Consider the following 21,380-nt stretch of genomic DNA (forward strand, 5'->3'; position numbering starts at 1 on the left):
GTCTTGAACATCTCGCCGAGGGGGACCTGACCTACCGGATCGCGGATGTCTTTGCCGCCGACTACGTCAAGCTCAAGGACGACTTCAATGGCGCGATCGCCCGGTTGCAGGAGACGATGCGCCAGATTGCGACCAACACCGAAAGCATGAAGGCAGGCTCGGGCGAGATCAGCCAGGCGGCCGATGACCTCGCCAGCCGGACCGAGCAGCAGGCCTCATCGGTGGAGGAGACGGCAACCGCGCTCGACGAACTCACCGCCACCGTACGGCAGACCGCCGAAAGTGCGCGCCTCGCAAGCCAGGCGACCACTCAGGTCAAGACGGAGGCTGAGCAGTCGACCCAGATCGTGCGCGACGCAGTGTCGGCCATGGGCGGCATCGAGAAGTCTGYGGACGAGATCTCGCAGATCGTGGGTGTCATCGACGAGATTGCCTTCCAGACCAATCTGCTGGCACTGAATGCCAGCGTCGAGGCGGCGCGCGCGGGCGATGCCGGCAAGGGCTTCGCCGTCGTCGCGTCCGAGGTTCGGGCACTGGCGCAGCGTTCTGCCGAAGCGGCCAAGGAGATCAAGGGACTGATCACCGCTTCGACCGTCGAGGTCGACAAGGGCGTCGCACTGGTCGGCCAGACCGGCAATGCCCTGCAGCGGATGGCTGGCGAGATCACCCGCGTCACCGCGCTGGTTGCCGAGATTGCGTCGGCAGCCCAGGAGCAGGCTGCTGGACTCCAGGAGGTCAACAGCGCCGTCAACGAGATGGACCAGGCGACGCAGCAGAATGCCGCCATGGCGGAAGAGTCGACGGCCGCGGCGCATGCGCTGTCGCAGGAGGCTGATCGCCTCGCGGCTCAGGTCGCGCGCTTCAGGCTTGGCGGAGACGTTGCCGGTTTGCAGGATATGGCACGCAAGATGGCGAGCGTCGTCCCGCCCGCTCCTCGCGCAGCGGCCCCGAGCCGCAAGCCTGCCCCTCACCACGGAGCGGCGCCTGCCCGCAAACTCGAGCCGAGCGCGCATGRTCGCGCCTGGGAGGAATTTTGAGTACGACGTCCGAACCGCCGGAGACGATCAGCTTCGACGATTTCCTCAAGGTCGACATTCGTGTCGGCACCATCGTCGAGGCACTGCCTTATCCCGAGGCACGCAAGCCGGCCTTCAAACTGGTGATCGATTTTGGCGGCGAGATTGGTCTCAAGAAATCGTCGGCGCAGATCACCACGCACTATCGCTGCGAGGATCTTCCGGGCCGGCAGGTCCTCGCGGTGGTCAATTTCCCGCCGCGCCAGATCGGAAAATTCATGTCAGAGGTCCTGACGCTCGGCATGCCTGATGGTAACGGCGAGGTGGTGCTGATCGGGCCCAGCCTCGCTGTCCCTAATGGTGGCCGGCTCTTCTGACGAGGGCTCAGGCAGCGGAACGGTCTCGCTGCCACGTCCCGGTTTCCAGTGTGGTCGGCGCCGGTTCGGCTGYCGACCAGTTGAAGGGCAGTGCGCGCTTGCGCCGCCAGGCGCGTGCGATGCGAAAGCGCCAGAGCCGCTGCGAGCCGCTTAAGGTTCCGAGCTCCGGGCCGCTCCAGACGATCTCCGTTTCGCCCTGAAGCTGAATGATGTCGCCCATCGCGAAGTCGGGAATGAGCAGCGCGGCGCGCGGCTCCAGCAGCAGATTGCCGAGTGTGTTGAAGTAGCTGTTGCCGGTGAAATCCGGGATCGTCAGGACGTCGCCGTCGATCCGGACAAAGCCCGGCCGGCCGCCGCGATGCGAAATGTCGACACCGGCGGCCGATCCGCCCTGGGGCCCGGACGAACTGGCGATGAACAGGGTATCCACGGCTCCGATCACGGTCCGGGCAGCCGCGTCCAAACGGGTCAGTGGCTCCGCCACCTCCGGCGAGCGGGCAATCGCTGTCGGGACGCGGGTCTGGATGTATTTCGCACAGTTCCCGAAGCTCTGTGAAACCTCGACCGAGAGACTGTCGGCATCGCGGGCGGCAATGATGCCGTTGGCGCGGTTACGTCGCCTCGTCGTGAAGTCGAGGCCAAGCAGGCCGACGGGACGGTCCGTTTCCAGCGCTGCGGCCGCCGGATCGGCTGCCGAGGGCAGCGCGGCGATGCGCAAGCGGGTAGGTGCGGGGCTTTGCACGAAGCCGGCTTCTCCGCTCAGCACGGTTGCGATCGGCCAGCCATCGCGACCGAGCCCGCCGACGAAGAGATAGGGCAGGAGCGGGAAGAAGGTCCTGTGCTGATCCGGCATGAGGCTGCGGATGCCGGCTCCGCGCGAGAACTGGCCTGCGCGGGCCTGCGCTTCGCGTTCACCCGGATGGAAGGGGGACTCGTCCATGGCGCATCATCCCTTGGCCGGGAGCGGTGAGGGCGGGATCGGCTTGAAGAAGGGCAGAGCCTCGATCCGCGCGGTCCAGGCTCTCACTGCCGGGTAGGGCTCGAGCGAGATGCCGCCTTCCGGAGCGTGCGCCACATATGAATAGCAGGCAAGGTCGGCCAGCGTTGGCTGTTCCGCCGCCAGGAAGGCGCGCTCCGCCAGGTGACTTTCCATGAAGGTGAGCAGCCGCGAGGAAATCCGTTCGGCGCGGGCGGCATCGTCCTTCAGTCCAAACTGGGTGATCAACCGCGCGGTCGAGGGACCGTGCATGACCTCTCCGGCTGCGATCGAGAGCCAGCGCTGGACCTGGGCCGCGGCGAGTGGCTCGCTTGGCAGCCAGGCGCTGTCCGGAGCGTAGCGCTTCACCAGATAGACCATGATCGCGTTGCTGTCGGCCAGTACCAGCGCCCCATCCTGGAGCACCGGGATCTGGCCGAGCGGATTGAGCGCGAGAAAGGCTTCGCTCCTGCGTACATCAGCCGGAGCGGAAGCGAAGCGATAATCGAGTCCGAGAGCCAGCAGCAGCAGCTCGACGCGATGGCCGTGGCCAGAGAGCGGCGTGCTGTGAAGGGTGATGCCGGTTGGTGACATAGGGTGACCTCCAGAGGTGAGGTCACAGTCTGTTTGTTTCAGTTCCTGAGCGAAACACGCTATTCTTGAAAGTCAGAATTCCATAGATAGGAACATTGATTGGACCGTCTCGACGAATTGGCGATCTTCGTAGCCATCCTTGATACCGGCAGCCTCGCGGGGGCGGGCCGGCAGTTGCGCCGTTCGCGCCCGGCGGTCACGCGGGCTCTTGCCGGGCTCGAGGAACGCGTCGGCGCACGCTTGATTGCCCGTACTACGCGCCAACTCACTCCGACGGATGCCGGGCGTGCGCTCGCGACCTCCGCGAGACGGATGCTGGCCGACTACGAGGCGTCGATGTCGGGTGTCTCCGCGGCCCCGGTTCGTGGCCTGCTGCGCGTCACTGCCCCGTTGGCCTTCGGCCGGCGCCATGTCACGCCCTTGGTGACGGAGTTCCTGGACCTGCATCCCGAGGTACAGGTCGAGCTCGTTCTGGCCGACCGCAATCTCGACATGATCGATGAAGGGCTCGACGTCGCAATCCGGATCGGTCCATTGCCGGATTCGCGGCTGGTCATACGCAAAGTCGGCGAGGTCAGACGCCTCCTGGTCGCGGCTCCATCCTATCTCGCAAGCCGTGGCATGCCGTCGCGCCCCTCGGACCTGCTGCAGCATGACACCATTGCCAGCGTGGCAGCAGGGCAGGGCATGCTCTGGCGTTTTGGCGGATCGGCGCGCGGGTCGAGCGTTGCCGTCGCGCCCCGGTTCATCGTCAACGAGATTGAATCGGGCCTGATTGCGGCCCGCGCCGGTCGCGGGCTGGCACGGCCGCTGTCCTACCAGGTGGCAGACGACATTGCCGCGGGAACACTGGTGCGGCTGCTGCGCGATTTCGAGCCGGCACCGCTGCCTGTGCACCTCGTTGTTCCGAGCGGGCAGCATCTGGCAGCGAAGGTAAGGGCCTTCCTTGATCAGGCGGCCGCGTATTTCCAGCGCCTCGGCGCGATCCGGCCCGAAGGCGTGTCGTGAGGTCCAGCGTAGCCCGCGATGGCCGAGACGACAGCGCTCCCCCGCGAGTCAGCGGGGCGTGATGTCGCGCAGATCAGACCGGAAGTCGGACGGTGGCGCGCAGGCCGCCCAGCGGCGAGTCCGCCAGGATGATGTCGCCGCCATGGGCCCGGGCGATGTCTCGGGCGATGGCAAGACCGAGCCCCGTGCCGCCACTGTCGACATTGCGGGCCTCATCCAGCCGGAAGAACGGACGAAAAACATCCTCCCGCAAGCCGGCGGGGATGCCTGGGCCGTCATCGTCGATCATCACGATCAGATAGCGGGCGTCGTGGGTAGCACGAATGGCGATGCGATCGCCGAAGCGCGCTGCGTTGGAGACGAGATTCGTCAGCAGGCGGCGGATCGCGTCCGGTCGAATCACGACCAGCGGGTCGCCGACGACTTCGAGCTCGGTCTGATGGCCTTGCCGTTCGGCATTGACCTTCAGATCTTCCAGAAGGGCGCGGATATCGGTCTCGACCGCAGCCTCGCCGACGTCGCCGCGGGCGAAGGCGAGATAGTCCTCGAGCATACGGCTCATCTCGTCGACATCCTTCTCCAGCGCGTCGATCTCCGAGGAGCGTTCGAGAAGTGCGAGTGAAAGCTTGAAGCGAGTCAGGATCGTGCGCAGGTCGTGGCTGACGCCGTTGAGCATGGTCGTGCGCTCGCCGACCGAGCGTTCCACGCGGCGCTTCATTTCTATGAAGGCGTTGCCGGCACGCCGGACCTCGCGCGCGCCGCGCGGCCGGAAATCGGAGTCGCGTCCCTTGCCAAATGCCTCCGCAGCGTCGGCCAGGCGCAGGATCGGCCTGATCTGGTTACGCAGGAACAGCACGGCGATGGTCAGCAGGATCAGCGATGTGCCGATCATCCAGATCAGGAAGATATGGCTGTTCGAGGCATAGGCCTGACTGCGCCGCGTCAGTACCCGCATCACGTTCGGCCCGAGCTTCACCCTGATCTCGATCAGGCTGGAGCGGCCGACCGTATCGAGCCAGAAGGGCCGTGCGACCTGCTGGCTCAGTTCCGTCGAGAGCGCACTGTCGAGCAGCGAGAAGAACGGGCGGGGGCCCGGTGGCGGCAGATCGGCGTCCGGGATGATGTCGACATCCAGGCCGAGGCGCTCCAGTGCGATGCGACTGAGCACGCTTGCCTGCGCATCCTGCGGATAGCTCTCATAGACGTCAATCAGCGCCGCGATGTCGGCCGAGACGGCCGAGGACAGGCGTTGCGTCACCGTCTGCCAGTGCCGCTCCATGAAGACATAGGCGATGACCGACTGCAGCAGCACGACCGGCGCAATGACGATGACGAGGGCGCGCGGATAGAGGCCCTTCGGCATGTAGCGACCGATCATCCGCAGCGGCCGGCCGCCGAGCTTCAGCACGGGCCTGAGCATGCGTGCGAGCCCGACCCGCACATGTCCCATCGCGGCCCCGACCCGCCGAAGGCCGAGGCCGACGGCCTGAGCCAAGCGCATGCCACGCGCGCCGACTTGCATCGATTCAGCCCCGATCCGTGACCAGCCGGTAGCCGACACCCCGAACGGTCTGGAGATAGAGCGGGTCTGCCGGGTCGCGCTCGATCTTGCGGCGCAGCCGGTTGATCTGGACGTCGATGGTGCGGTCATTGGCCGCCGAGCCCTGCGCCGCGAGCTGTTCGCGCGGGACATGCTCACCCGCGCGCTCGGCCAGGGCCGTCAGGATCTCGCGCTCGCGCTCGGTGAGCCGGATCGTTTCCTCGCCATGGCGCAATTCGCCGCGGGCGAGACCATAGATGAAGGGGCCGAAGCGGACGAAATCAGGGTGGCTGCCCGATTGCGGGGCATCCACGACGATGGTTCGCTTGAGGATGTTGCCAAGCCTCAGGATGAGCTCGCGCGGCTCGAAAGGCTTGGTGAGATAGTCATCGACGCCGATTTCCAGCCCATTGATGCGGTCGGCGCTGTCGGCGCGCGCGGTCAGCATCAGGATCGGGGCGTTGGAACCTCCGCGGAAACGACGGGCAAAGTCGAAGCCGTTCTCGCCGGGCATCATGATGTCGAGCACGATGGCGTCGAAGACGAGATGGGCAAGGCGCGAATCGGCCTCGGCCGCATTGGCGGCCGTGGTGACACGGTAGCCGTGATCGCCGAGAAAGCGCGCCAGCAGGTCGCGCAGGCGGCGGTCGTCGTCGACCACGAGGATATGCGGGGCCTCGTCTGGGACCGGCTTCAGGGCCTTGGCTGCGGTCATCGGGCTTGGTCCTCTTCGTAGCCGGAGCGCGATCCCCGCCGCCGGGAGACCAGGATCCCCCGGTTTGGCGACGGTGCCATGTCCGGCTTGGATGCTCTTCGCCGCGCAGCTCACACCGGCGTAGCGAGAAAGCCCAGTACCTTCTTGCGTTCGGCGGGATCGATCAACCCCGCGAGATAGCGCGCCACCTGCTCGCCTGCCTCGGGGCCGACGGCGCTGAGCGCCGCATTGATCCGTTTGCCCTGGAGACGCGCCAGCCTCACGGCCAGCTCCTTGCCGGTATCCGTCGGATAGAGGTTGCGCTGGCGCTTGTCCTGCGTGCCCATGCGGGACTCGACGAAGCCGGTCTCGACAAGCTCCTTCAGCACGCGGTTAAGGCTCTGCTTGGTGATCTGCAGGATGTCGAGCAGTTCGGCGATCGTCAGGCCCGGGCGCCTCTGCACGAAATGCAGCACGCGGTGATGCGCCCGGCCGAAGTCGTAATCCGCCAGGATGCGGTCGGGGTCGCTGACGAAATCGCGATAGGCGAAGAAGAAGAGCTCGATCAGGTCGTAGGGTACGTCCTCGGCGGGCGCGGGCCGGGGCGCATCGGTCGATCGGACTTGCGTGTCAGTCACGAGGCGCTCCATATTTTACGTCAGCCATGTTGACATATCTCAGACGGAAGATTACCGGTCAAGCATCCGGGGCGACTGATTATGTCGCTTTCGGTTGCTGCAGCGCAGTAATTGTTCAGTGCTTGCGCGCCCTACGCCCTTGTGGCCCAGTTCGGCGCATGAAGACTCGCAGAGGAGTTGCCCCATGTCTGTCATTCCTTTCGACCAGCGCGACGGCGTGATCTGGTTCGACGGCAAGCTCGTGCCGTGGAAGGACGCCAAGGTGCACGTACTGACCCACGGGTTGCATTACGGCTCCTGTGTCTTCGAGGGCGAACGCTCCTATGACGGCGTCATCTACAAGTGCACCGAGCATTCGCAGCGCTTCCACAAGTCGGCCGAGATCATGGATTTCGCGATCCCCTATTCGGTCGCCGAGATCGACGCAGCCAAATATCTCTGCCTCAAGGAGAACGGCCTCAAGGATGCCTATCTCCGCCCGGTCGCCTGGCGCGGCTCGGAGATGATGGCTGTGTCCGGCATGAACAACAGCATCCATACCGCGATCGCGGTCTGGGAGTGGCCGAGCATGTTCGACATGGCCCAGAAACTGAAGGGCGTGCGTCTCGACGTTGCCGATTATCGCCGTCCCGACCCGGCCTGCGCGCCGGTCCATGCCAAGGCTGCCGGACTCTACATGATCTGCTCGCTCTCCAAGCACAAGGCGGAGCGGGCCGGCTATGCCGACGCGATGATGCTCGACTGGGAAGGCAATGTCGCCGAATGCACCGGCGCCAATATCTTCTTCATAAGGGATGGCGTGGTTCACACCCCGACCGCCGACAGGTTCCTGAATGGCATTACCCGCCAGTCCGTGATCGATCTGTGCCGGGCACGCGGTTTCGAAGTGGTCGAGCGGCGCATCCGCCCGGAGGAGCTCGAGGGCTTCTCGGAATGCTTTATCACCGGCTCGGCCGCCGAGGTGACGCTAGTCTCCGAAATCGGGCCCTACAAGTTCATCACCGGCAATATGGGCAAGGTGATCATGGAAGATTATTCCGCTGCGGTGAGGCCAGCCTCCAAGGCAGCGTGAGCGATCGAACAAAGGCCCGGTCGAGAGACCGGGCCTTTTGCTATTTGGCGAGCTTCACGTCGCTTCGATAGAGCGTCGGCCAGTCCTCCGGATCCACGCCGCGGCATTCCGGCATCTCGCTCAAGGCGGTCAGAACGAAGCCCGAGCCGGTCCAGGCATAGTTGCCGGCACTGCCGCAATCCCCGATGCCGCGCGCCTTGCCGAAGAAGCCGACCTGTCCGGTCGCTGGGTCGAAGCTGGCATTGATCAGGAGATTGTCGCTGTTGGCGCCGGGTTGAGGGAACATGACCTTCCTGGCCTTCGCGACATCACTGCCGGTCACGCTCCAGAAGCCGGTCGTGACATTGTAGGCGCCGCGCGAGCAGAGCAGGCCAACCAGCTTCGTGGAGGCGTCAAGCGACCAGACGCTGTCGGAATCCGAGTCCGCGTCGCCGCCGTCGTCGCAAAGGTCGGGGTCGTGTTGCTTGAGGTGCTTGCGCAGCGCAACCACCATGGCCTTCGTCGCCTTGGCGTCGGGCGCAGGAAACCCGGCAGTCGCCCGCGCGTCGATCACAGGCAGGGCCGGCGCCGCAGGCACGGTCGTGGCCGGGCCCTTGCGGATCAGTGCACTCGTGCCGCCAAGCCTGCCCTGCTGCTCGTCGATCCAGAGCATGGCGGCGACCGACCCCGCGAGCGAGATGTCGTAGGTCTTGCCGGCAAGCTTGGCCGTCAGCCGGGTCGCCTTTCGCGCTGCGGCGATGAGGGCCTCGGTATCGGCGTCGGACAGCAGAAGGGTTGCGCTGTCCTCACCGTCGCGACGGGCGGGCAGGCTCTTGCCTGCGGCGGGGAAGGGGGCGCCATCCAGAAGCAATTGTACGGAGAGCGGCGCCTTGAGCTGCTCGCCTCTGAGACGCAGGGAGAATGAGGCTGCACCGGCCGGTCCGGCCGAGCGCTCGAGCTTCAGGAAGCCGATATCGCTCGCTGCTTCCGCGGGCAGCGACAAGGCCGTGCAGCCCTTGAGATTGTCGCATCCGGCGATCCAGTCACGGAAGGTCTTGATGCYGGTTTCGGCGGCTTGGGCGTGGCCCAGGCCGAGCAGAGTGGCTACGCCGACTGCGGAGATCAGCGGGCTCTTCTGTTGGCCAGACATTCATTCAGTTCCAGCGTGCTGCGGCGGTATCATCGTCGGCCTTGGCTTCGACCCATCCGCCGATGGTGCCGTCGCTCAGGTGCTCGCGCTTCCAGAAGGGAGCCCGGGTCTTGAGATAGTCCATCAGGAATTCGGCTGCCTCGAAGGCGGCGCGGCGATGGCGTGATGCGGCGACCACCAGCACGATCTGTCCGCCCGGCCTGATCAGCCCGTAACGATGGATGGCGACCAGACCATTGAGCGGCCAGCGCTCGACTGCCTCCGCTGCCACGCGCCCGATCTCGGCCTCGGCCATGCCGGGATAATGCTCGAGCTCGAGCGCTGCCAGTTGGCCACCTTCATCGCGACAAAGCCCGGCGAAGGTGACGACGGCGCCGATATCGGTCCGGTCGCGGGTCAGCGCCGCGACCTCGGCGTTGAGGTCGAAATCCTCGCGCTGGATGCGGACGACCGGAGTCATGGCGTGGGCCCGGCTTGCCTCAGCCGCCCGTCATCGGCGGGAAGAAGGCGATCTCCCTGGCGCCTGCGAGGGAGGCTTCCGGCTTGACATGGACATGGTCGATGGCGGCGCGCACGATCGCGGCATTCTCGAAGGCCATCTCGTAGCCTTCGTCGCGCCCTCTCAGCCAATCCACCAAGTCAGCCACGGTCCGTGCCTCGTGGGGCACCTCCACGGTTTCTTCCGCAACGCCGATGCGTTCGCGGACCCAGGCGAAATAGACGAGCTTCAGGGTTCGCGTCTCGGCCAGACTGTCGATCATGATGCGCGCTCATCCTCATCCACCAGATGGCGGATTCCGGAGTTAAGATAATCCCACCCGGTATAGATGGTCAGGATTGCCGCCAGCCACAGCATGACGATGCCGATCTGCGTATTATACGGCAGAACCTTGTCGCCGGCGGGGCCGGCAACGAGGAAGCCGAGCGCCAGGAGTTGCGCCGTAGTCTTCCATTTCGCCACCTTGCTGACGGGAACGCTGACCTGCAGCTCGGCCAGGAACTCGCGCAAGCCCGATACCAGGATCTCGCGGCAGAGGATGACGATGGCCGCCCAGAGCGACCAGCCATAGATCGTGCCGTCTGCGACAAGCATCAGCAGCAGGGCACAGACCAGAAGCTTGTCGGCGATCGGATCGAGCATCCGGCCGATCGCCGAATGCTGGCTCCACGCCCGGGCGATCCACCCGTCGAGATAATCCGTCACAGCCGCCGCGACATAGATCGCCAACGCGATCCAGCGCATCCAGTCGTCGCGCGGCCAGAATAGCAGCGCCACCAGCGCCGGAATCGCTGCGATCCGGCCGTAGGTCAGCAAATTTGGCAGGGACCAAGGGCCCCGCCGCCTGATGGCATCTGGAAGAATCGTCACGGGAAACACCAAAGCAGCGCGCTTGTGACAGCGTCAACACGCAATCCCGCGAGGCGTGTACGAGCCCTACGCATCGTGAAAGAAATCGTGCACCGCCTTGGCGGTGGCGGCATTGACGCCGGGCGTGCGCATCAGGTCGTCGAGCTTGGCGCGCTGGATCGCCTTGACCGTGCCGAAATGCAGCAGAAGCGCCCGCTTTCGCGAAGGGCCAATGCCCGCAATCTCGTCGAGCGGGTTCTTGGTGATGTCGCGCTTGCGTCTGGCGCGATGCGTGCCGATGGCGAAACGATGCGCCTCGTCGCGCAGGCGCTGGATGAAATAGAGGCCGGGGTCGCGCGGTGGCAGCTTGAACGGCTCCTTGCCGGCCATGAAGAACGTCTCGCGCATGGCGTTGCGGTCGGCGCCCTTGGCAATGGCCACAAGTGGAATATCGGTGACACCACATTCGGCCATGATCAGGCGCGCGGCCTCGAACTGGCCCTTGCCACCATCGACGATGACGAGATCGGGGCGCGAGGGAAAGGCGGTTTCGTCCTGAGCCTCGGGGGGCGGGGCAGGAGATTCGGCCACTGCGAGATCGACGGCGTCGCCGCCCTCCGCTGCCACGCTCTCCTTCGCCAATCGCGAGAACCGCCGCTTCAGCACCTCCCGCATCATGCCGAAATCGTCGCCGGCAATGGTGTCGGAGGAGATGTTGAAGGTGCGGTAATGGCTCTTCATGAAACCGTCCGGGCCGGCGACGATCATGCCGCCGACCGCATTCGTCCCCATGATGTGGGAGTTGTCGTAGACTTCGACGCGGCGCGGCGGCCTTGGCAGCCCGAAGGCTTCGCCGAGCGCGACAAGCAGACTCTGCTGCCCGGCATTGTCGGCGAGCTTGCGGGAGAGTGCCTCATGCGAGTTCTTCCGGGCGTGGGCGACGAGATCGAATTTCTCGCCACGCTTGGGCGCCGCGATCTCGACCTTGCGGCCGGCGCGAGCCGAGAGCGCTTCGCCGATCAGTTCGATCTCCTCGACCTCATGCGAGAGCAGCACGAGGCGTGGCGGCGGCTTGTCGTCGTAAAACTGGGTGACGACGGAGGCCAGGACTTCGGCGGGCGTGAGGCTTTTGTCGGCGCGAGGGAAGAGCGCCCGATTGCCCCAGTTCTGGTGGTTGCGGAAGAAGAAGATCTCGACGCAGAAATGCCCGGCCTGCTCATCGATGGCGAACACATCCGCCTCCTCGACGCCCTGGGTGTTGATGTCCTGGCCGGCCTGGACCGCAGAGAGCGCCGCCAGCCGGTCGCGGTAGCGCGCCGCCTGCTCGAACTCGAGAGCCTCCGCTGCCGCCTGCATCCGCTCCGACAGCGTCCGCTTCACGGTCGAGGAGCGGCCTGACAGGAAATCGCGCGCCTGATCAGCCAGTGCCTGGTAATCGGCATGCGAGATTTCGCCCGTGCAAGGCGCGGCACAGCGCTTGATCTGGAAGAGCAGGCAGGGCCGCGTGCGGTTCTCGTAATAGCTGTCGGAGCAGGAGCGCAGCAGGAACGCCTTCTGCAGTGCGTCGATGGTGCGCTTCACCGCCTGGACCGATGCGAACGGCCCAAAATAATCGCCCTTGCGTTGGCGCGAGCCGCGATGCTTGGCGATCTGCGGGGCAGGGTGGTCGCCCGTCAGCAGGATATAGGGAAAGGATTTGTCGTCGCGAAGCAGGACATTGTAGCGCGGCCTGAGCTGCTTGATCAGGTTGGATTCGAGCAGCAGCGCCTCGGTTTCCGTCCCCGTGGTGACGAATTCCATGTTCGCCGTCTCGGAGATCATCCGGGCGACGGCGTTGGTATGGGCAAGCCCGCGCGCATAGGCCGTGACGCGATTCTTCAGGCTCTTGGCCTTGCCGACATAGAGCACCTCGCCGGCCCGATCGAACATACGGTAGACGCCGGGCTTGTTCGGCAGGTGCTTGGCGAAGCCGGCGATGACCTCGATGCCGTGCTTCAGTTCGGAGGGCGCGGTCTCGCCGGCATCGACGGTTGCGTCGGGGAGCGGGAGGCCATCCTCCTCGTCCTCGATCTCGTCTTCCGGCAAGTCGTCGGTGCGCTGGCGATTCATGAGCCCGATGTAAGATGCCCGAGGCGTTTCGTCATGTCAGGAGCGTGCGCCGCCCTGTGGCAAAATGCACGGGTGAGGTGGTGCTCCCGGAGCAACGTTGCTCCCATATKAATTGACCAATCCAAACGACGCGCTCGAGGGAGGACGGAACCCCATGCCCCAACAGGATAATCTCAGGATCGTTCTGGCCGCTCGCCCGGTCGGCCGGCCCCGCCCCAGCGATTTCAGGCTCGAGCACGCTGCGGTTCCGGAGGCTTCCGACGGCCAGGTGGTTCTGCGCATCCTCTATCTCTCGCTCGACCCCTATATGCGGGGGCGCATGAGCGATGAGAAATCCTATTCCGCTCCGGTGGCGATCGGTCAGGTGATGGAAGGCGGCACAGTTGCGGAGGTTCTGGAGAGCCGCCACCCCGACTTCAGGCCAGGCGATATCGTGCTTTCGCATTCCGGCTGGCAGTCCTACGCGGTGGCCGACGGGGGCCATCTGCGCAAGATCGATCCGGCCGCCGCGCCAATCACGACCGCGCTGGGCGTGCTCGGGATGCCAGGCTTCACCGCTTATGCCGGCCTGTTGACGATCGGCCAACCCAAGGCGGGGGAGACCGTGGTCGTGGCAGCCGCCAGCGGGCCTGTGGGATCGGCCGTGGGGCAGATCGCGCGGATCAAGGGCGCGCGCGCCGTCGGGGTCGCGGGTGGCGAGACGAAATGCGCCTTCATCCGCGAGACCTTCGGATTCGATGCCGTCGTCGATCACAGCGCTCCCGATTTCGCCGACCAACTGGCGGCGGCCTGTCCGAATGGCATCGACGTCTATTTTGAGAATGTCGGCGGCAAGGTCTGGGACGCGGTGTTTCCGCTGCTGAACGGCTTTGCCCGGATTCCGGTCTGCGGGCTGATTGCGCAGTATAACAGCACGGGCGATTTCGAGGGCCCGGACCGGCTGCCCATCGTCATGCGCCAGGTCCTGACCAAGAGTCTGACGATCCGTGGTTTCATCCAGCGTGAGTTCGTCGCGCAGCGCCCGGCCTTCGAACGGGAGGCGTCCGGCTGGATCGCCGGAGGCGCCTTGAAATACAAGGAGGACATCGTGGAGGGCCTCGCCCAGGCGCCTGAGGCGTTCATCGGCCTGCTCGACGGGAAGAATTTCGGCAAGCTCATCATCAAGGTCTGAGCAGGGCAGGCGGGGTGCATACCGGCGCCCTTTTTGCTTGACCACTTCGCCTCCAGCCGGCCATGTCGCGGCAGGTTTTCCTTCGCGCAGTCCTCCCGAGCGTCCCTTGGGTCGCCCGGGATGACGTGTGATGGGCGGTGCGCAACCGCCTGAGCGAGACTGCGACTTCCGCCACCGGACCTTTGCCCATGCCCGTATTCGCCATCCCCTTCCCGGTGATCGACCCGGTCGCGTTGCAACTCGGACCGCTTTCGGTCAAATGGTATGGCCTCGCCTATGTCGTGGGGCTGATCGGGGGCTGGTGGTATGCACGCCGGTTGGTCTCGTCTCCTGCGCTGTGGGGGAGCTCGAAGCATCCCGCGGCAGAAGAGCTCGACGACATGCTGCTCTGGGTCGCGCTTGGCGTGGTGCTCGGCGGGCGCATCGGCTTCGTGCTGTTCTACGACCTTGAGCGCTATCTCGCCCGGCCGCAGGACATCATCGCGATCTGGCAGGGTGGTATGTCGTTCCATGGTGGGTTGCTGGGGGCGGCGACGGCGCTGTTCCTGTTTGCGCGCCGGCGCGGGCACCCGGCGCTGAGCGTCTTCGATCTCGCCGCCGCCGTCGTTCCGATCGGGCTCTTCCTTGGGCGCATCGCCAATTTCATCAATGCCGAGCTCTGGGGCCGGCCGGCACCGGGATTGCCCTTCGCCATGGTCTTTCCCAATGCCGGGCCGTTGCCGCGCCATCCGAGCCAGCTCTATGAGGCGCTGGGGGAGGGGATCCTGCTCTTCATCCTGCTCGCGCTCGTCGTTCGGGCTGGCGGCTTCAAGCGACCCGGMCTCGTCGCGGGTGTCTTCGGCATGGGTTATGCGGTCGCGCGCATCGTCTGCGAGTTTTTCCGCGAGCCCGATCCGCAGCTCGGCTTCCTGTTCGGCGGAAGTGTCGATGCGCTGAGTGGGGGCATCACCATGGGCATGCTGTTGTCCGTGCCGCTCTTCTTCGCCGGGCTCTATCTGGCGCTGCGCGCCAGACGGGCTAGCGCGTGAATGCGCTCAAGGCGGAGATCATCCGCCTGATCCAGGACGAGGGCCCGCTCAGCGTCTCGCGCTATATGGCGCTCTGCCTCGGCCATCCCCGTCACGGCTACTACATGACCCGCGACCCTTTCGGTGCCGAGGGAGACTTCACGACGGCGCCCGAGATCAGCCAGATGTTCGGGGAACTGATCGGGCTGTGGGCTGGTGCGGTCTGGCGGATGATGGGCGAGCCTGCAAGCTTGCGCCTCGTCGAGCTTGGACCGGGGCGTGGCACGTTGATGGCCGATGTGCTGCGGGCCGCGCGGATCGTTCCGGGTTTCCGCGAGGCGGTTTCCGTGCATCTCGTCGAGATGAGCCCCGTGCTGCGGCAAGCCCAGGCTCGGACCTTGGCCTCCGCGACCGAGCCGGTCTGGCACGACAGCATCGGGACTGCGCTGGAGGGGCCGACGATCCTCCTCGCCAACGAGTTCCTCGACGCGCTGCCGCTCGATCAATTCGTGCGCGTCGGAGATGGCTGGCGCGAACGTCTGGTCGGAATCAATGCCGCAAGCCAGCTGGCATTCGGGCTCGCCCATGCGCCGGAGCCTGCACTTGGGATTGCCGCCCCTGAGGGAAGCATCTTCGAACAGCCGACCGCAGCGCTTGATGTCGTGACGACGGTGGGCGGCCATCTCGCCGAGCAAGGCGGCGCTGCGCTGTTCATCGACTACGGTTCCGGGCGTTCAGGCTTCGGAGATACGCTTCAGGCGGTCCATCGGCATCGAATGGTTGATCCGCTTGCCGATACCGGTGTGGCCGACCTCACGGTTCATGTCGATTTCGAACGGATGGCGCAGGCTGCGTGGCGGGCCGGGGCTGCGGCGCATGGACCGGCGACGCAGCGCGATTTCCTGCTGGCGCTCGGGCTGGCGGAACGTGCGCAGGCGCTCTGCGGCAGAGCACGGCCGGAGCAGGCGGAGGCGATCCAGGCGGCTTTCGCACGGCTCACCGCCATTGGCGCGACCGAGATGGGTGAATTGTTCAAGGTTCTGGCATTATCGGATTCACGACTGCCGCTGCTGCCCGGATTTGACCTTCATCAGATGCCAGAGCAGGGCTGACGCCTGAGCCGGAACCCGCCATGTTCATCACTTCGCCCGATCTTTCCGCCGAACACGGCATTGCGCATGCCTTCTTCACCCGCGAGGGCGGTGTATCCTCGGGCATCTACGCCTCGCTCAATGGCGGCCTCGGCTCGGACGACGACAAGGCGCATGTTACCGAGAACCGGGCGCGGATGGCGGCTCACCTCGAGGTCGAGCCCACGCATCTTGTCGGTGTGCACCAGGTCCATTCCGCGGATGCCGCACTCGTCACCGGCCCGTGGCTCGGGGAGAAGCCGAAGGCCGATGCCATGGTGACCACGGCTCACGGCGTGGCGCTCGGCGTTTCCACCGCTGATTGTGGACCCATCCTCTTCGCCGATAGCGAGGCGGGCGTCATCGGTGCCGCCCATTCCGGCTGGAAGGGGGCATTCACGGGGATTGTCGGCGCGACTGTGACCGCGATGGAAAAGCTCGGCGCGCGTCGCGAACGCATCCTGGCGGTGCTTGGGCCAACGATCAGCGCCAAGGCTTATGAGGTTGGGCCGGAATTCATCGAGCGCTTCAAGTCGGAGAATGCGACCTATGCGCGCTTCTTCCACGCCTCGGAGCATCCTGCGCGCGCCATGTTCGATCTGCCTGCCTTCATCGCTTTCAAGGCACAGGAGGCCGGCATCGGCCGCTTCATCGACCTCGGCCTGTGCACCTATGGCGATGAACAGCGCTTCTTCAGCTATCGCCGCACGACGCATCGGCAGGAGCCGGATTACGGCCGGCTGATCTCGGCGATCACGTTGACGCGACCGAAATAGGCCGGCTTTCGGCCGGTTCAATCTCAGGTTGCTTCGAGAAACGGGCGGAGTCATCCTCCCAAGGCCATGCATCATGGCTTTGGGGGTCTCATGGAACAGCTTCTGATCAACCTCGTCGCAGGCGCGCTGGGTGGCAATGCTGCGGGTAAAGCCTCGTCCAGCTTCGATCTCGGAACTCTCGGAAACACCATCGCCGGTCTGGTCGGCGGCGGCGTTCTTGGCCAGTTGGTACCCATCGTGTTGCCAGCCAGGGCGGCAATCTCAGTGTCGGCGGTATCCTGTCGAACCTGATCGCTGGCGGCGCTGGCGGAGCTATCCTGACCGCTATCATCGGCGCGATCAAGAACAAGGCCGCAGCCTGAGCGTTACAGTGGCGACGTCGCGCGCCTCGCCCGGCGTCGCCATCTTGCGTGATTGACGAGCCCGGCTGCCTGTCGGCTCAACGTCTTGCAGATGACGTGGGGTGGGGCGTCAGGTCACGATATCAGGGGTTCGCCAGGCCAGGTGCTGGCCGTTGTCGACGGCGATCATTTGCCCGGTGACCGATCGGGCGCGGGCGAGATAGAGCACCGCCCCGGCGATATCCGCCGCGTCGACCTTCCTTTGCAGCAGCGATCCCGCGGCCTCGCGCGCGAGCAAGGCCTCGCCGTCCTGCGGATTCGGAAAGGTCGGCCCTGGCCCGACGGCGTTCACGCGAATCCGCGGCGCAAGCGCCTGCGCCATCGTGGTCGTTGCCGTGAGAAGCGCCGATTTGGTCAAGGTATAGGAGTAATACTCCGGGGTCGGCTTCCAGACCCGCTGATCGATAATGTTGACGATGCAGCCTTCTCGATCCGCGGGAAGATGATTGGCCATCGCGCCGGAGAGCACAGAGGGCGCGCGCAGATTGGTCGAGAACTGCCGGTTCCAGGTCGGCACGTCGATCGTGCGGATGTCATCGACCAGAAAGCTGGAGGCGCTGTTGACCAGCAGGGTCACCGGCCCAAGCGCTGCTTCGGCGGCCGGAATGATGGTGTCGACCGACGCGGGATCGGCCAGGTCGGCAGCGACGGTGATTGCCTTGCCGCCCCGACCGCGCACGTCCGCTGCGAGCGCTTCGGCCTCGATGTGCGATGTGCGGTAGTGGATCGCAACCGCGTAGCCCGCATCCGCAAGGTGCTCGACGATGGCGCGTCCAATCCGGCGTGCTCCACCGGTGACGAGCGCAACCTCAGCCATTGCGTGCATCTTTATCGGAGTGACGCTTGAGGCGCCGTTCCCAATGTTTGGCTGCGCGCAAATAGCGGTAGAAGGCGTAGTTCATCGCGGTCATGAAGCCATAGACGCCGCGCAGGGCGTGACGCCGGCCAATATAGGCCTTGACGAAATTGGCCGGGAACTCGGCGACCAGCCGGAAGACCGAAAGGGTCTCGCCGCGCTTGTCGAGATCGTCGGCCTGTGCGTCGCTGTAGTTATTCAATTTCGCCATCTGCTCGCCGAGAGAACGCACGGAGTAATGATGAACCGTGCCCTTCAGCCTGCCGATGCGGGCATCCGAAGAGAGATCGACACGGTCGTGAACCGGCGAAGGCGAGTAGCGTCCCTTGTCCTTTCGGTAGAGCCGAACCGGCGACAAGGCGTAGGTGAAACGATGCGGCGCGCGCTCGCCAGGGAATATCTCGGCGATGCGCGTCCTGTAGGCATCCGCAGGCGGATCGCCATGAGCGAAGAGCGCTGCAATCTCGACGGCCATCTCCCTGGGCACGACTTCGTCRGCATCCAGATTGAGGAGCCAGTTATAGCGGCACTGGTCTTCCCCGAAGCGCTTTTGCTGCCCGTAACCCGGCCACGCATTGAAGATCACGCGGGCACCGCATTGCTCGGCGATTGTCTGCGTACCATCGGTCGAGCCTGAATCGATCACGACGATGTCATCGCTCAGCTCTCGCACGGCGTCGATGGTACGGCCGATTCTGTCGGCTTCATCCCGAGCAATAATGAATATAGAAAGCGGCGGCACCGGCCTGGTCCATTCCGTGGATTGTGCTGCAAGGCTTAAGCACGCGAGCCCGGAACGAGCAAGCGAAGGACCGTGACAGATTGTGGCCGCATTTTGTTTGGAACCTTAGGATATGTCGCGCGTTCCCTGCTTGCTTCCACTATATGGTCAACGCGTTGTTAGTATTCGGTTTACCATTCACAGTGGCTTAATAATAATTAACGCGTGTTGAACAATTGGTCTTAGTCATCCCCATTCGTGCCGCATTTCTGCCGCGGTCTGCAATGTACCTGTGCTTTAGCCGCAACAGACATCGACGCAGGCGCGGGCTATAAGGGCGTCATCGACATCACCGCCGGGCCACGCCGGCACCAGCGACGACTAAAGGAGTCTAAAATGAAGAAGTACCTGCTTACGAGCGTCGCGGCCCTCGGCCTCGTCGTTGCCGGCGCCGCCTCTGCTGCCGACCTGCCGTCCCGCAAGGGCCCGGTTGCCGCCCCGATCTATCTGCCGCCAGTGTTCACCTGGACCGGCTTCTACGTCGGCGTCAACGCTGGCTATGCTTGGGGCCAGATCGACTCGACCACGGGCGCTTTCACCAACAACCTCGGCAACTTCAGCGATCCCGATGGCTTCACCGGTGGTGGCCAGATCGGCTACAACTATCAGATCGGCCAGTGGGTCCTCGGCGCTGAAGCCGATTTCCAGGGCGCTGACCTGAAGTCGACTTCCGTCAACCTGGCTAACAGCCTCCGCGCCTCGACCGAGGTCAACTGGTTCGGCACCGTTCGTGGCCGCGTCGGTTACTCCTTCGACCGGTTCCTGCCGTATGTCACCGGCGGTTTCGCTTACGGCAGCGTGAAGAACAAGGTCTCCAACGGCGTGTTCGCTGGCAGCAACGACAACACCCAGTACGGCTGGACCGTCGGTGCTGGTCTTGAGTACGCCTTCACCAACAACCTGACGGCGAAGCTCGAGTATCTCTACGTCGACCTCGACAAGGAGTCGTTCAACGTTCCCGGCGGCACCTTCACCTCGAACGTCGAGACCAAGTTCTCGGTCGTCCGCGCTGGCCTGAACTACAAGTTCTAGTCCGATCCCCTCACGGGGCTCAGAATGAACCCGGTGGCTTCGGCCACCGGGTTTTTTGTTGTGCGAGACAAGATCACCGGACCGGATATCGTATCCAGTCCGATGATCTAACCCTTTGTCTTTGCATCGGCTTTCCCGAAAACCGCAATCCCCTTTTCGGGCCGATGCTTTAGCTCGGAGCCGGTCAGCCCTTGAATCGGGTGGTTTCGAAGGAGGGCACCTTCGCCGCGAAATCGTCGAGCCAGGCGACCAGCTTGGGGTGAGCTGCCCGCCACGTTCCGTCGAAGCGCAGATCGAGATAGCCCAGCGCGCAGGCGAGTGCGATTTCACCGATGCGGGGTTTGCCAGACCAGGCTGGCGGCGCTGCCTCGATCGCGGCAAGTCCCCGCGTGACCTTTCCAGCCTGATTCTCGACCCAGGCGGCATTGCGCATCTCGGGCGTCCTGAACCGGCCTTCATAGACCTGAAGCAGGGCCGCATCACAGATGCCGTCTGCCAGCGCTTGCAGGCGCAACTGCGCAAAGCGCGCTTCGCCTGACGGAATCAGGCCGCCACCGGCGAGATGGTCGAGATACTCGGCGATGACGCGGGAATCGAACAGTGCCGAGCCGTCCTCGAGCACCAGCGCCGGAATCTTGCCGAGCGGGTTCTGGGCGCGCAACGTGTCCTTGGGATCGGTGGTATCCGCCGCGACGATCTCGATGCGGCCCAGGAGATCGAGCTCATGGGCGGCAATTTTGACCTTGCGGCCGAAGGGGGAGGCTGGGGAGGTGCGCAAGGTCAGCATCGGTCATATTCCGGTCAGTTCTGGAGATGTCAGCCGTCCGGGCGGATCGGCTCGCAACGGTAGCGCGGCCGCGGGCCTTGCGCGAGGCGTTCGCACAATGCCGGCAACAGGAGGAGAGCTTCCTCCGCCAGTTTCCAGGGCGGATTGACCACAAGCAGACCGGTGGCCCCGAGACCTCCCGCGGCTTCGGGGCGGTCGACATCGATCTCGAGCCTGAGCAGGCGACCGATGCCGGCATCCTCGATCGCATTCACGAGGCCGTCGGCGGCCCGGCGCTCCTTGACCGGATACCAGAGCGCGTAAATGCCGGTCGGCCATTTGCGGTGCGCGGCAATGAACTCGGCCGCCATCGTCGCGAACTCGTCCTTCTCCTCGAAGGGCGGGTCGATCAACACGAGTCCGCGTCGTTCCTTCGGCGGGACATTGGCGCGCAGCGCCGTCCAGCCGTCGATCGCCAGCGCCTTGCAGCGCGAATCGCGACCGAGCGTCGCGGCGAGCTTTTTGCAAGTGGTTGGATGCAGTTCGGCGGCGATAAGCCGGTCCTCCGCCCGCATGGCGTGTCGGCAGAGCCAGGGCGAGCCGGGATAGCTGCCGGCGCCATGGCTTTCCCGTGCGACCGCGACAGCTTCGCGCCATGGTGCCAGCAACGCCTCCACGCTGGAGGCGAGCGGCGACTGGTCGAGCCGAGCCACGCCGTCCTTCCATTCATGCGTGCGCAGCGCTTCCTCGGAGCCGAGATCGTAACGGCCGGYACCGGCATGGGTGTCGATGACGCGATAGGGCGTATCCTTGGCGCCGAGATGAGTCAGGATGCGCATCAGCACGACATGCTTGAGGATGTCGGCGAAATTTCCGGCGTGGAAGCTGTGATGATAATTCATGAAGCGGTCTTAGCCGCCTCGCAGCGCTCTGTCAGCGTTGAGCTTTCACGGTGATGT

The 21,380-nt window shown here is 64.8% G+C and carries 24 protein-coding genes; 10 read left to right on the forward strand and 14 right to left on the reverse strand.

All coding sequences use genetic code 11. The annotated features are described in order from the left end of the window. A partial coding sequence (locus tag AC1DRP_RS21435) for a methyl-accepting chemotaxis protein (protein ID WP_476769483.1) occupies positions 1-1,037 on the forward strand: 1,037 nt, incomplete at its 5' end. Further along, entirely contained in the window at positions 1,034-1,393 is a 360-nt protein-coding gene (locus tag AC1DRP_RS21440; protein ID WP_441505188.1) for a tRNA-binding protein, read from the forward strand. The genes AC1DRP_RS21435 and AC1DRP_RS21440, both read left to right, overlap by 4 nt. Positions 1,394-1,400: 7 nt before the next feature. Here AC1DRP_RS21440 and AC1DRP_RS21445 read toward each other — a convergent pair whose 3' ends face one another. Continuing rightward, a complete protein-coding gene (locus AC1DRP_RS21445) occupies positions 1,401-2,333 on the reverse strand; it encodes a pyridoxamine 5'-phosphate oxidase family protein (RefSeq protein ID WP_476769484.1) in 933 nt (310 codons plus the stop codon). 6 nt (positions 2,334-2,339) lie between these two features. Beyond that, positions 2,340-2,963, reverse strand: coding sequence for a glutathione S-transferase (locus AC1DRP_RS21450; protein ID WP_441505190.1), 624 nt, complete (start codon positions 2,961-2,963; stop codon positions 2,340-2,342). Positions 2,964-3,062: 99 nt separating this feature from the next. Between AC1DRP_RS21450 and AC1DRP_RS21455 the strand changes: the two genes are divergently transcribed. Next, positions 3,063-3,971 (forward strand): LysR family transcriptional regulator, encoded by a 909-nt coding sequence (locus AC1DRP_RS21455; protein ID WP_476769485.1) that lies wholly within the window; start codon positions 3,063-3,065, stop codon positions 3,969-3,971. A 73-nt stretch (positions 3,972-4,044) separates the two neighbouring features. Here AC1DRP_RS21455 and AC1DRP_RS21460 read toward each other — a convergent pair whose 3' ends face one another. The 3 genes from AC1DRP_RS21460 to AC1DRP_RS21470 all read right to left on the reverse strand — a co-directional run bounded on the left by AC1DRP_RS21460 (position 4,045) and on the right by AC1DRP_RS21470 (position 6,855). Then, entirely contained in the window at positions 4,045-5,391 is a 1,347-nt protein-coding gene (locus AC1DRP_RS21460; RefSeq protein WP_441489652.1) for an ATP-binding protein, read from the reverse strand. Between the two features lie 106 nt (positions 5,392-5,497). Continuing rightward, a complete protein-coding gene (locus AC1DRP_RS21465) occupies positions 5,498-6,226 on the reverse strand; it encodes a response regulator (RefSeq protein WP_069879638.1) in 729 nt (242 codons plus the stop codon). A 110-nt stretch (positions 6,227-6,336) separates the two neighbouring features. After that, positions 6,337-6,855 carry a MarR family winged helix-turn-helix transcriptional regulator gene (locus AC1DRP_RS21470; protein ID WP_069879639.1) on the reverse strand — a complete coding sequence of 173 codons (519 nt, stop codon included), beginning with the start codon at positions 6,853-6,855 and terminating at the stop codon, positions 6,337-6,339. Positions 6,856-7,027: 172 nt separating this feature from the next. On the opposite strand from AC1DRP_RS21470, the gene AC1DRP_RS21475 reads away from it, so the two are divergent. Next, positions 7,028-7,915 (forward strand): branched-chain amino acid aminotransferase, encoded by an 888-nt coding sequence (locus AC1DRP_RS21475; protein ID WP_441505194.1) that lies wholly within the window; start codon positions 7,028-7,030, stop codon positions 7,913-7,915. 40 nt (positions 7,916-7,955) lie between these two features. Here the strand turns inward: AC1DRP_RS21475 and AC1DRP_RS21480 are convergent, their stop codons facing one another. The 5 genes from AC1DRP_RS21480 to uvrC form a co-directional block, all read right to left on the reverse strand. Continuing rightward, a complete protein-coding gene (locus tag AC1DRP_RS21480; protein WP_476769486.1) occupies positions 7,956-9,044 on the reverse strand; it encodes a DUF1176 domain-containing protein in 1,089 nt (362 codons plus the stop codon). 4 nt (positions 9,045-9,048) lie between these two features. Then, complete coding sequence (locus AC1DRP_RS21485) at positions 9,049-9,504, reverse strand: molybdenum cofactor biosynthesis protein MoaE (protein ID WP_441489493.1); 456 nt, start codon at positions 9,502-9,504, stop codon at positions 9,049-9,051. A 19-nt stretch (positions 9,505-9,523) separates the two neighbouring features. Beyond that, on the reverse strand, positions 9,524-9,775 hold the full coding sequence (gene moaD / locus AC1DRP_RS21490) for a molybdopterin converting factor subunit 1 (RefSeq protein WP_113512320.1): 252 nt from the start codon (positions 9,773-9,775) through the stop codon (positions 9,524-9,526). 26 nt (positions 9,776-9,801) lie between these two features. Continuing rightward, positions 9,802-10,413 carry a CDP-diacylglycerol--glycerol-3-phosphate 3-phosphatidyltransferase gene (gene pgsA, locus AC1DRP_RS21495; protein ID WP_043232683.1) on the reverse strand — a complete coding sequence of 204 codons (612 nt, stop codon included), beginning with the start codon at positions 10,411-10,413 and terminating at the stop codon, positions 9,802-9,804. 66 nt (positions 10,414-10,479) lie between these two features. Then, complete coding sequence (gene uvrC / locus AC1DRP_RS21500) at positions 10,480-12,501, reverse strand: excinuclease ABC subunit UvrC (RefSeq protein ID WP_476769487.1); 2,022 nt, start codon at positions 12,499-12,501, stop codon at positions 10,480-10,482. A 154-nt stretch (positions 12,502-12,655) separates the two neighbouring features. Between uvrC and AC1DRP_RS21505 the strand changes: the two genes are divergently transcribed. The 5 genes from AC1DRP_RS21505 (at position 12,656) to AC1DRP_RS21525 (ending at position 16,876) form a co-directional block, all read left to right on the forward strand. After that, a complete protein-coding gene (locus tag AC1DRP_RS21505) occupies positions 12,656-13,672 on the forward strand; it encodes an NADP-dependent oxidoreductase (protein ID WP_476769488.1) in 1,017 nt (338 codons plus the stop codon). A 188-nt stretch (positions 13,673-13,860) separates the two neighbouring features. Continuing rightward, complete coding sequence (gene lgt, locus AC1DRP_RS21510) at positions 13,861-14,700, forward strand: prolipoprotein diacylglyceryl transferase (RefSeq protein ID WP_441505198.1); 840 nt, start codon at positions 13,861-13,863, stop codon at positions 14,698-14,700. After that, positions 14,697-15,791, forward strand: coding sequence for a class I SAM-dependent methyltransferase (locus AC1DRP_RS21515; RefSeq protein ID WP_441505199.1), 1,095 nt, complete (start codon positions 14,697-14,699; stop codon positions 15,789-15,791). Before lgt ends, AC1DRP_RS21515 begins: the two co-directional genes overlap by 4 nt. A 20-nt stretch (positions 15,792-15,811) precedes the next feature. Next, positions 15,812-16,585, forward strand: a complete 774-nt coding sequence (pgeF, locus tag AC1DRP_RS21520) for a peptidoglycan editing factor PgeF (RefSeq protein WP_441505200.1) — start codon at positions 15,812-15,814, stop codon at positions 16,583-16,585. A gap of 90 nt (positions 16,586-16,675) precedes the next feature. Further along, positions 16,676-16,876 (forward strand): hypothetical protein, encoded by a 201-nt coding sequence (locus AC1DRP_RS21525; protein WP_441505201.1) that lies wholly within the window; start codon positions 16,676-16,678, stop codon positions 16,874-16,876. 180 nt (positions 16,877-17,056) lie between these two features. On the opposite strand, the gene AC1DRP_RS21530 is transcribed toward AC1DRP_RS21525, so the two are convergent. After that, on the reverse strand, positions 17,057-17,803 hold the full coding sequence (locus AC1DRP_RS21530; RefSeq protein WP_476769489.1) for an SDR family oxidoreductase: 747 nt from the start codon (positions 17,801-17,803) through the stop codon (positions 17,057-17,059). Next, positions 17,796-18,584, reverse strand: a complete 789-nt coding sequence (locus tag AC1DRP_RS21535; RefSeq protein WP_441505203.1) for a glycosyltransferase family 2 protein — start codon at positions 18,582-18,584, stop codon at positions 17,796-17,798. Before AC1DRP_RS21535 ends, AC1DRP_RS21530 begins: the two co-directional genes overlap by 8 nt. A gap of 375 nt (positions 18,585-18,959) precedes the next feature. Here AC1DRP_RS21535 and AC1DRP_RS21540 point away from each other — a divergent pair, with 375 nt between their 5' ends. Next, positions 18,960-19,655, forward strand: coding sequence for an outer membrane protein (locus tag AC1DRP_RS21540; RefSeq protein WP_441505204.1), 696 nt, complete (start codon positions 18,960-18,962; stop codon positions 19,653-19,655). 184 nt (positions 19,656-19,839) lie between these two features. On the opposite strand, the gene AC1DRP_RS21545 is transcribed toward AC1DRP_RS21540, so the two are convergent. Then, complete coding sequence (locus tag AC1DRP_RS21545) at positions 19,840-20,442, reverse strand: glutathione S-transferase (protein ID WP_441505205.1); 603 nt, start codon at positions 20,440-20,442, stop codon at positions 19,840-19,842. A 29-nt stretch (positions 20,443-20,471) separates the two neighbouring features. Further along, positions 20,472-21,323 carry a 23S rRNA (adenine(2030)-N(6))-methyltransferase RlmJ gene (locus AC1DRP_RS21550; RefSeq protein ID WP_476769490.1) on the reverse strand — a complete coding sequence of 284 codons (852 nt, stop codon included), beginning with the start codon at positions 21,321-21,323 and terminating at the stop codon, positions 20,472-20,474. Positions 21,324-21,380 lie beyond the last annotated feature (57 nt).

This window comes from Allobosea sp. 01N443 (genome assembly GCF_056399325.1).

Excerpts from the sequence above, each read along its gene's own strand:
- AC1DRP_RS21465 (WP_069879638.1), bottom strand. The coding sequence starts at position 6,226 with ATGACCGCAGCCAAGGCCCTGAAGCCGGTCCCAGACGAGGCCCCGCAT.
- AC1DRP_RS21540 (WP_441505204.1), top strand. The coding sequence starts at position 18,960 with ATGAAGAAGTACCTGCTTACGAGCGTCGCGGCCCTCGGCCTCGTCGTT.
- uvrC (WP_476769487.1), bottom strand. The coding sequence starts at position 12,501 with ATGAATCGCCAGCGCACCGACGACTTGCCGGAAGACGAGATCGAGGAC.
- AC1DRP_RS21530 (WP_476769489.1), bottom strand. The coding sequence starts at position 17,803 with ATGGCTGAGGTTGCGCTCGTCACCGGTGGAGCACGCCGGATTGGACGC.
- AC1DRP_RS21485 (WP_441489493.1), bottom strand. The coding sequence starts at position 9,504 with ATGACTCCGGTCGTCCGCATCCAGCGCGAGGATTTCGACCTCAACGCC.
- AC1DRP_RS21505 (WP_476769488.1), top strand. The coding sequence starts at position 12,656 with ATGCCCCAACAGGATAATCTCAGGATCGTTCTGGCCGCTCGCCCGGTC.
- AC1DRP_RS21450 (WP_441505190.1), bottom strand. The coding sequence starts at position 2,963 with ATGTCACCAACCGGCATCACCCTTCACAGCACGCCGCTCTCTGGCCAC.
- AC1DRP_RS21525 (WP_441505201.1), top strand. The coding sequence starts at position 16,676 with ATGGAACAGCTTCTGATCAACCTCGTCGCAGGCGCGCTGGGTGGCAAT.
- AC1DRP_RS21545 (WP_441505205.1), bottom strand. The coding sequence starts at position 20,442 with ATGCTGACCTTGCGCACCTCCCCAGCCTCCCCCTTCGGCCGCAAGGTC.
- AC1DRP_RS21460 (WP_441489652.1), bottom strand. The coding sequence starts at position 5,391 with ATGCTCAGGCCCGTGCTGAAGCTCGGCGGCCGGCCGCTGCGGATGATC.
- AC1DRP_RS21475 (WP_441505194.1), top strand. The coding sequence starts at position 7,028 with ATGTCTGTCATTCCTTTCGACCAGCGCGACGGCGTGATCTGGTTCGAC.
- pgeF (WP_441505200.1), top strand. The coding sequence starts at position 15,812 with ATGTTCATCACTTCGCCCGATCTTTCCGCCGAACACGGCATTGCGCAT.
- AC1DRP_RS21470 (WP_069879639.1), bottom strand. The coding sequence starts at position 6,855 with ATGGAGCGCCTCGTGACTGACACGCAAGTCCGATCGACCGATGCGCCC.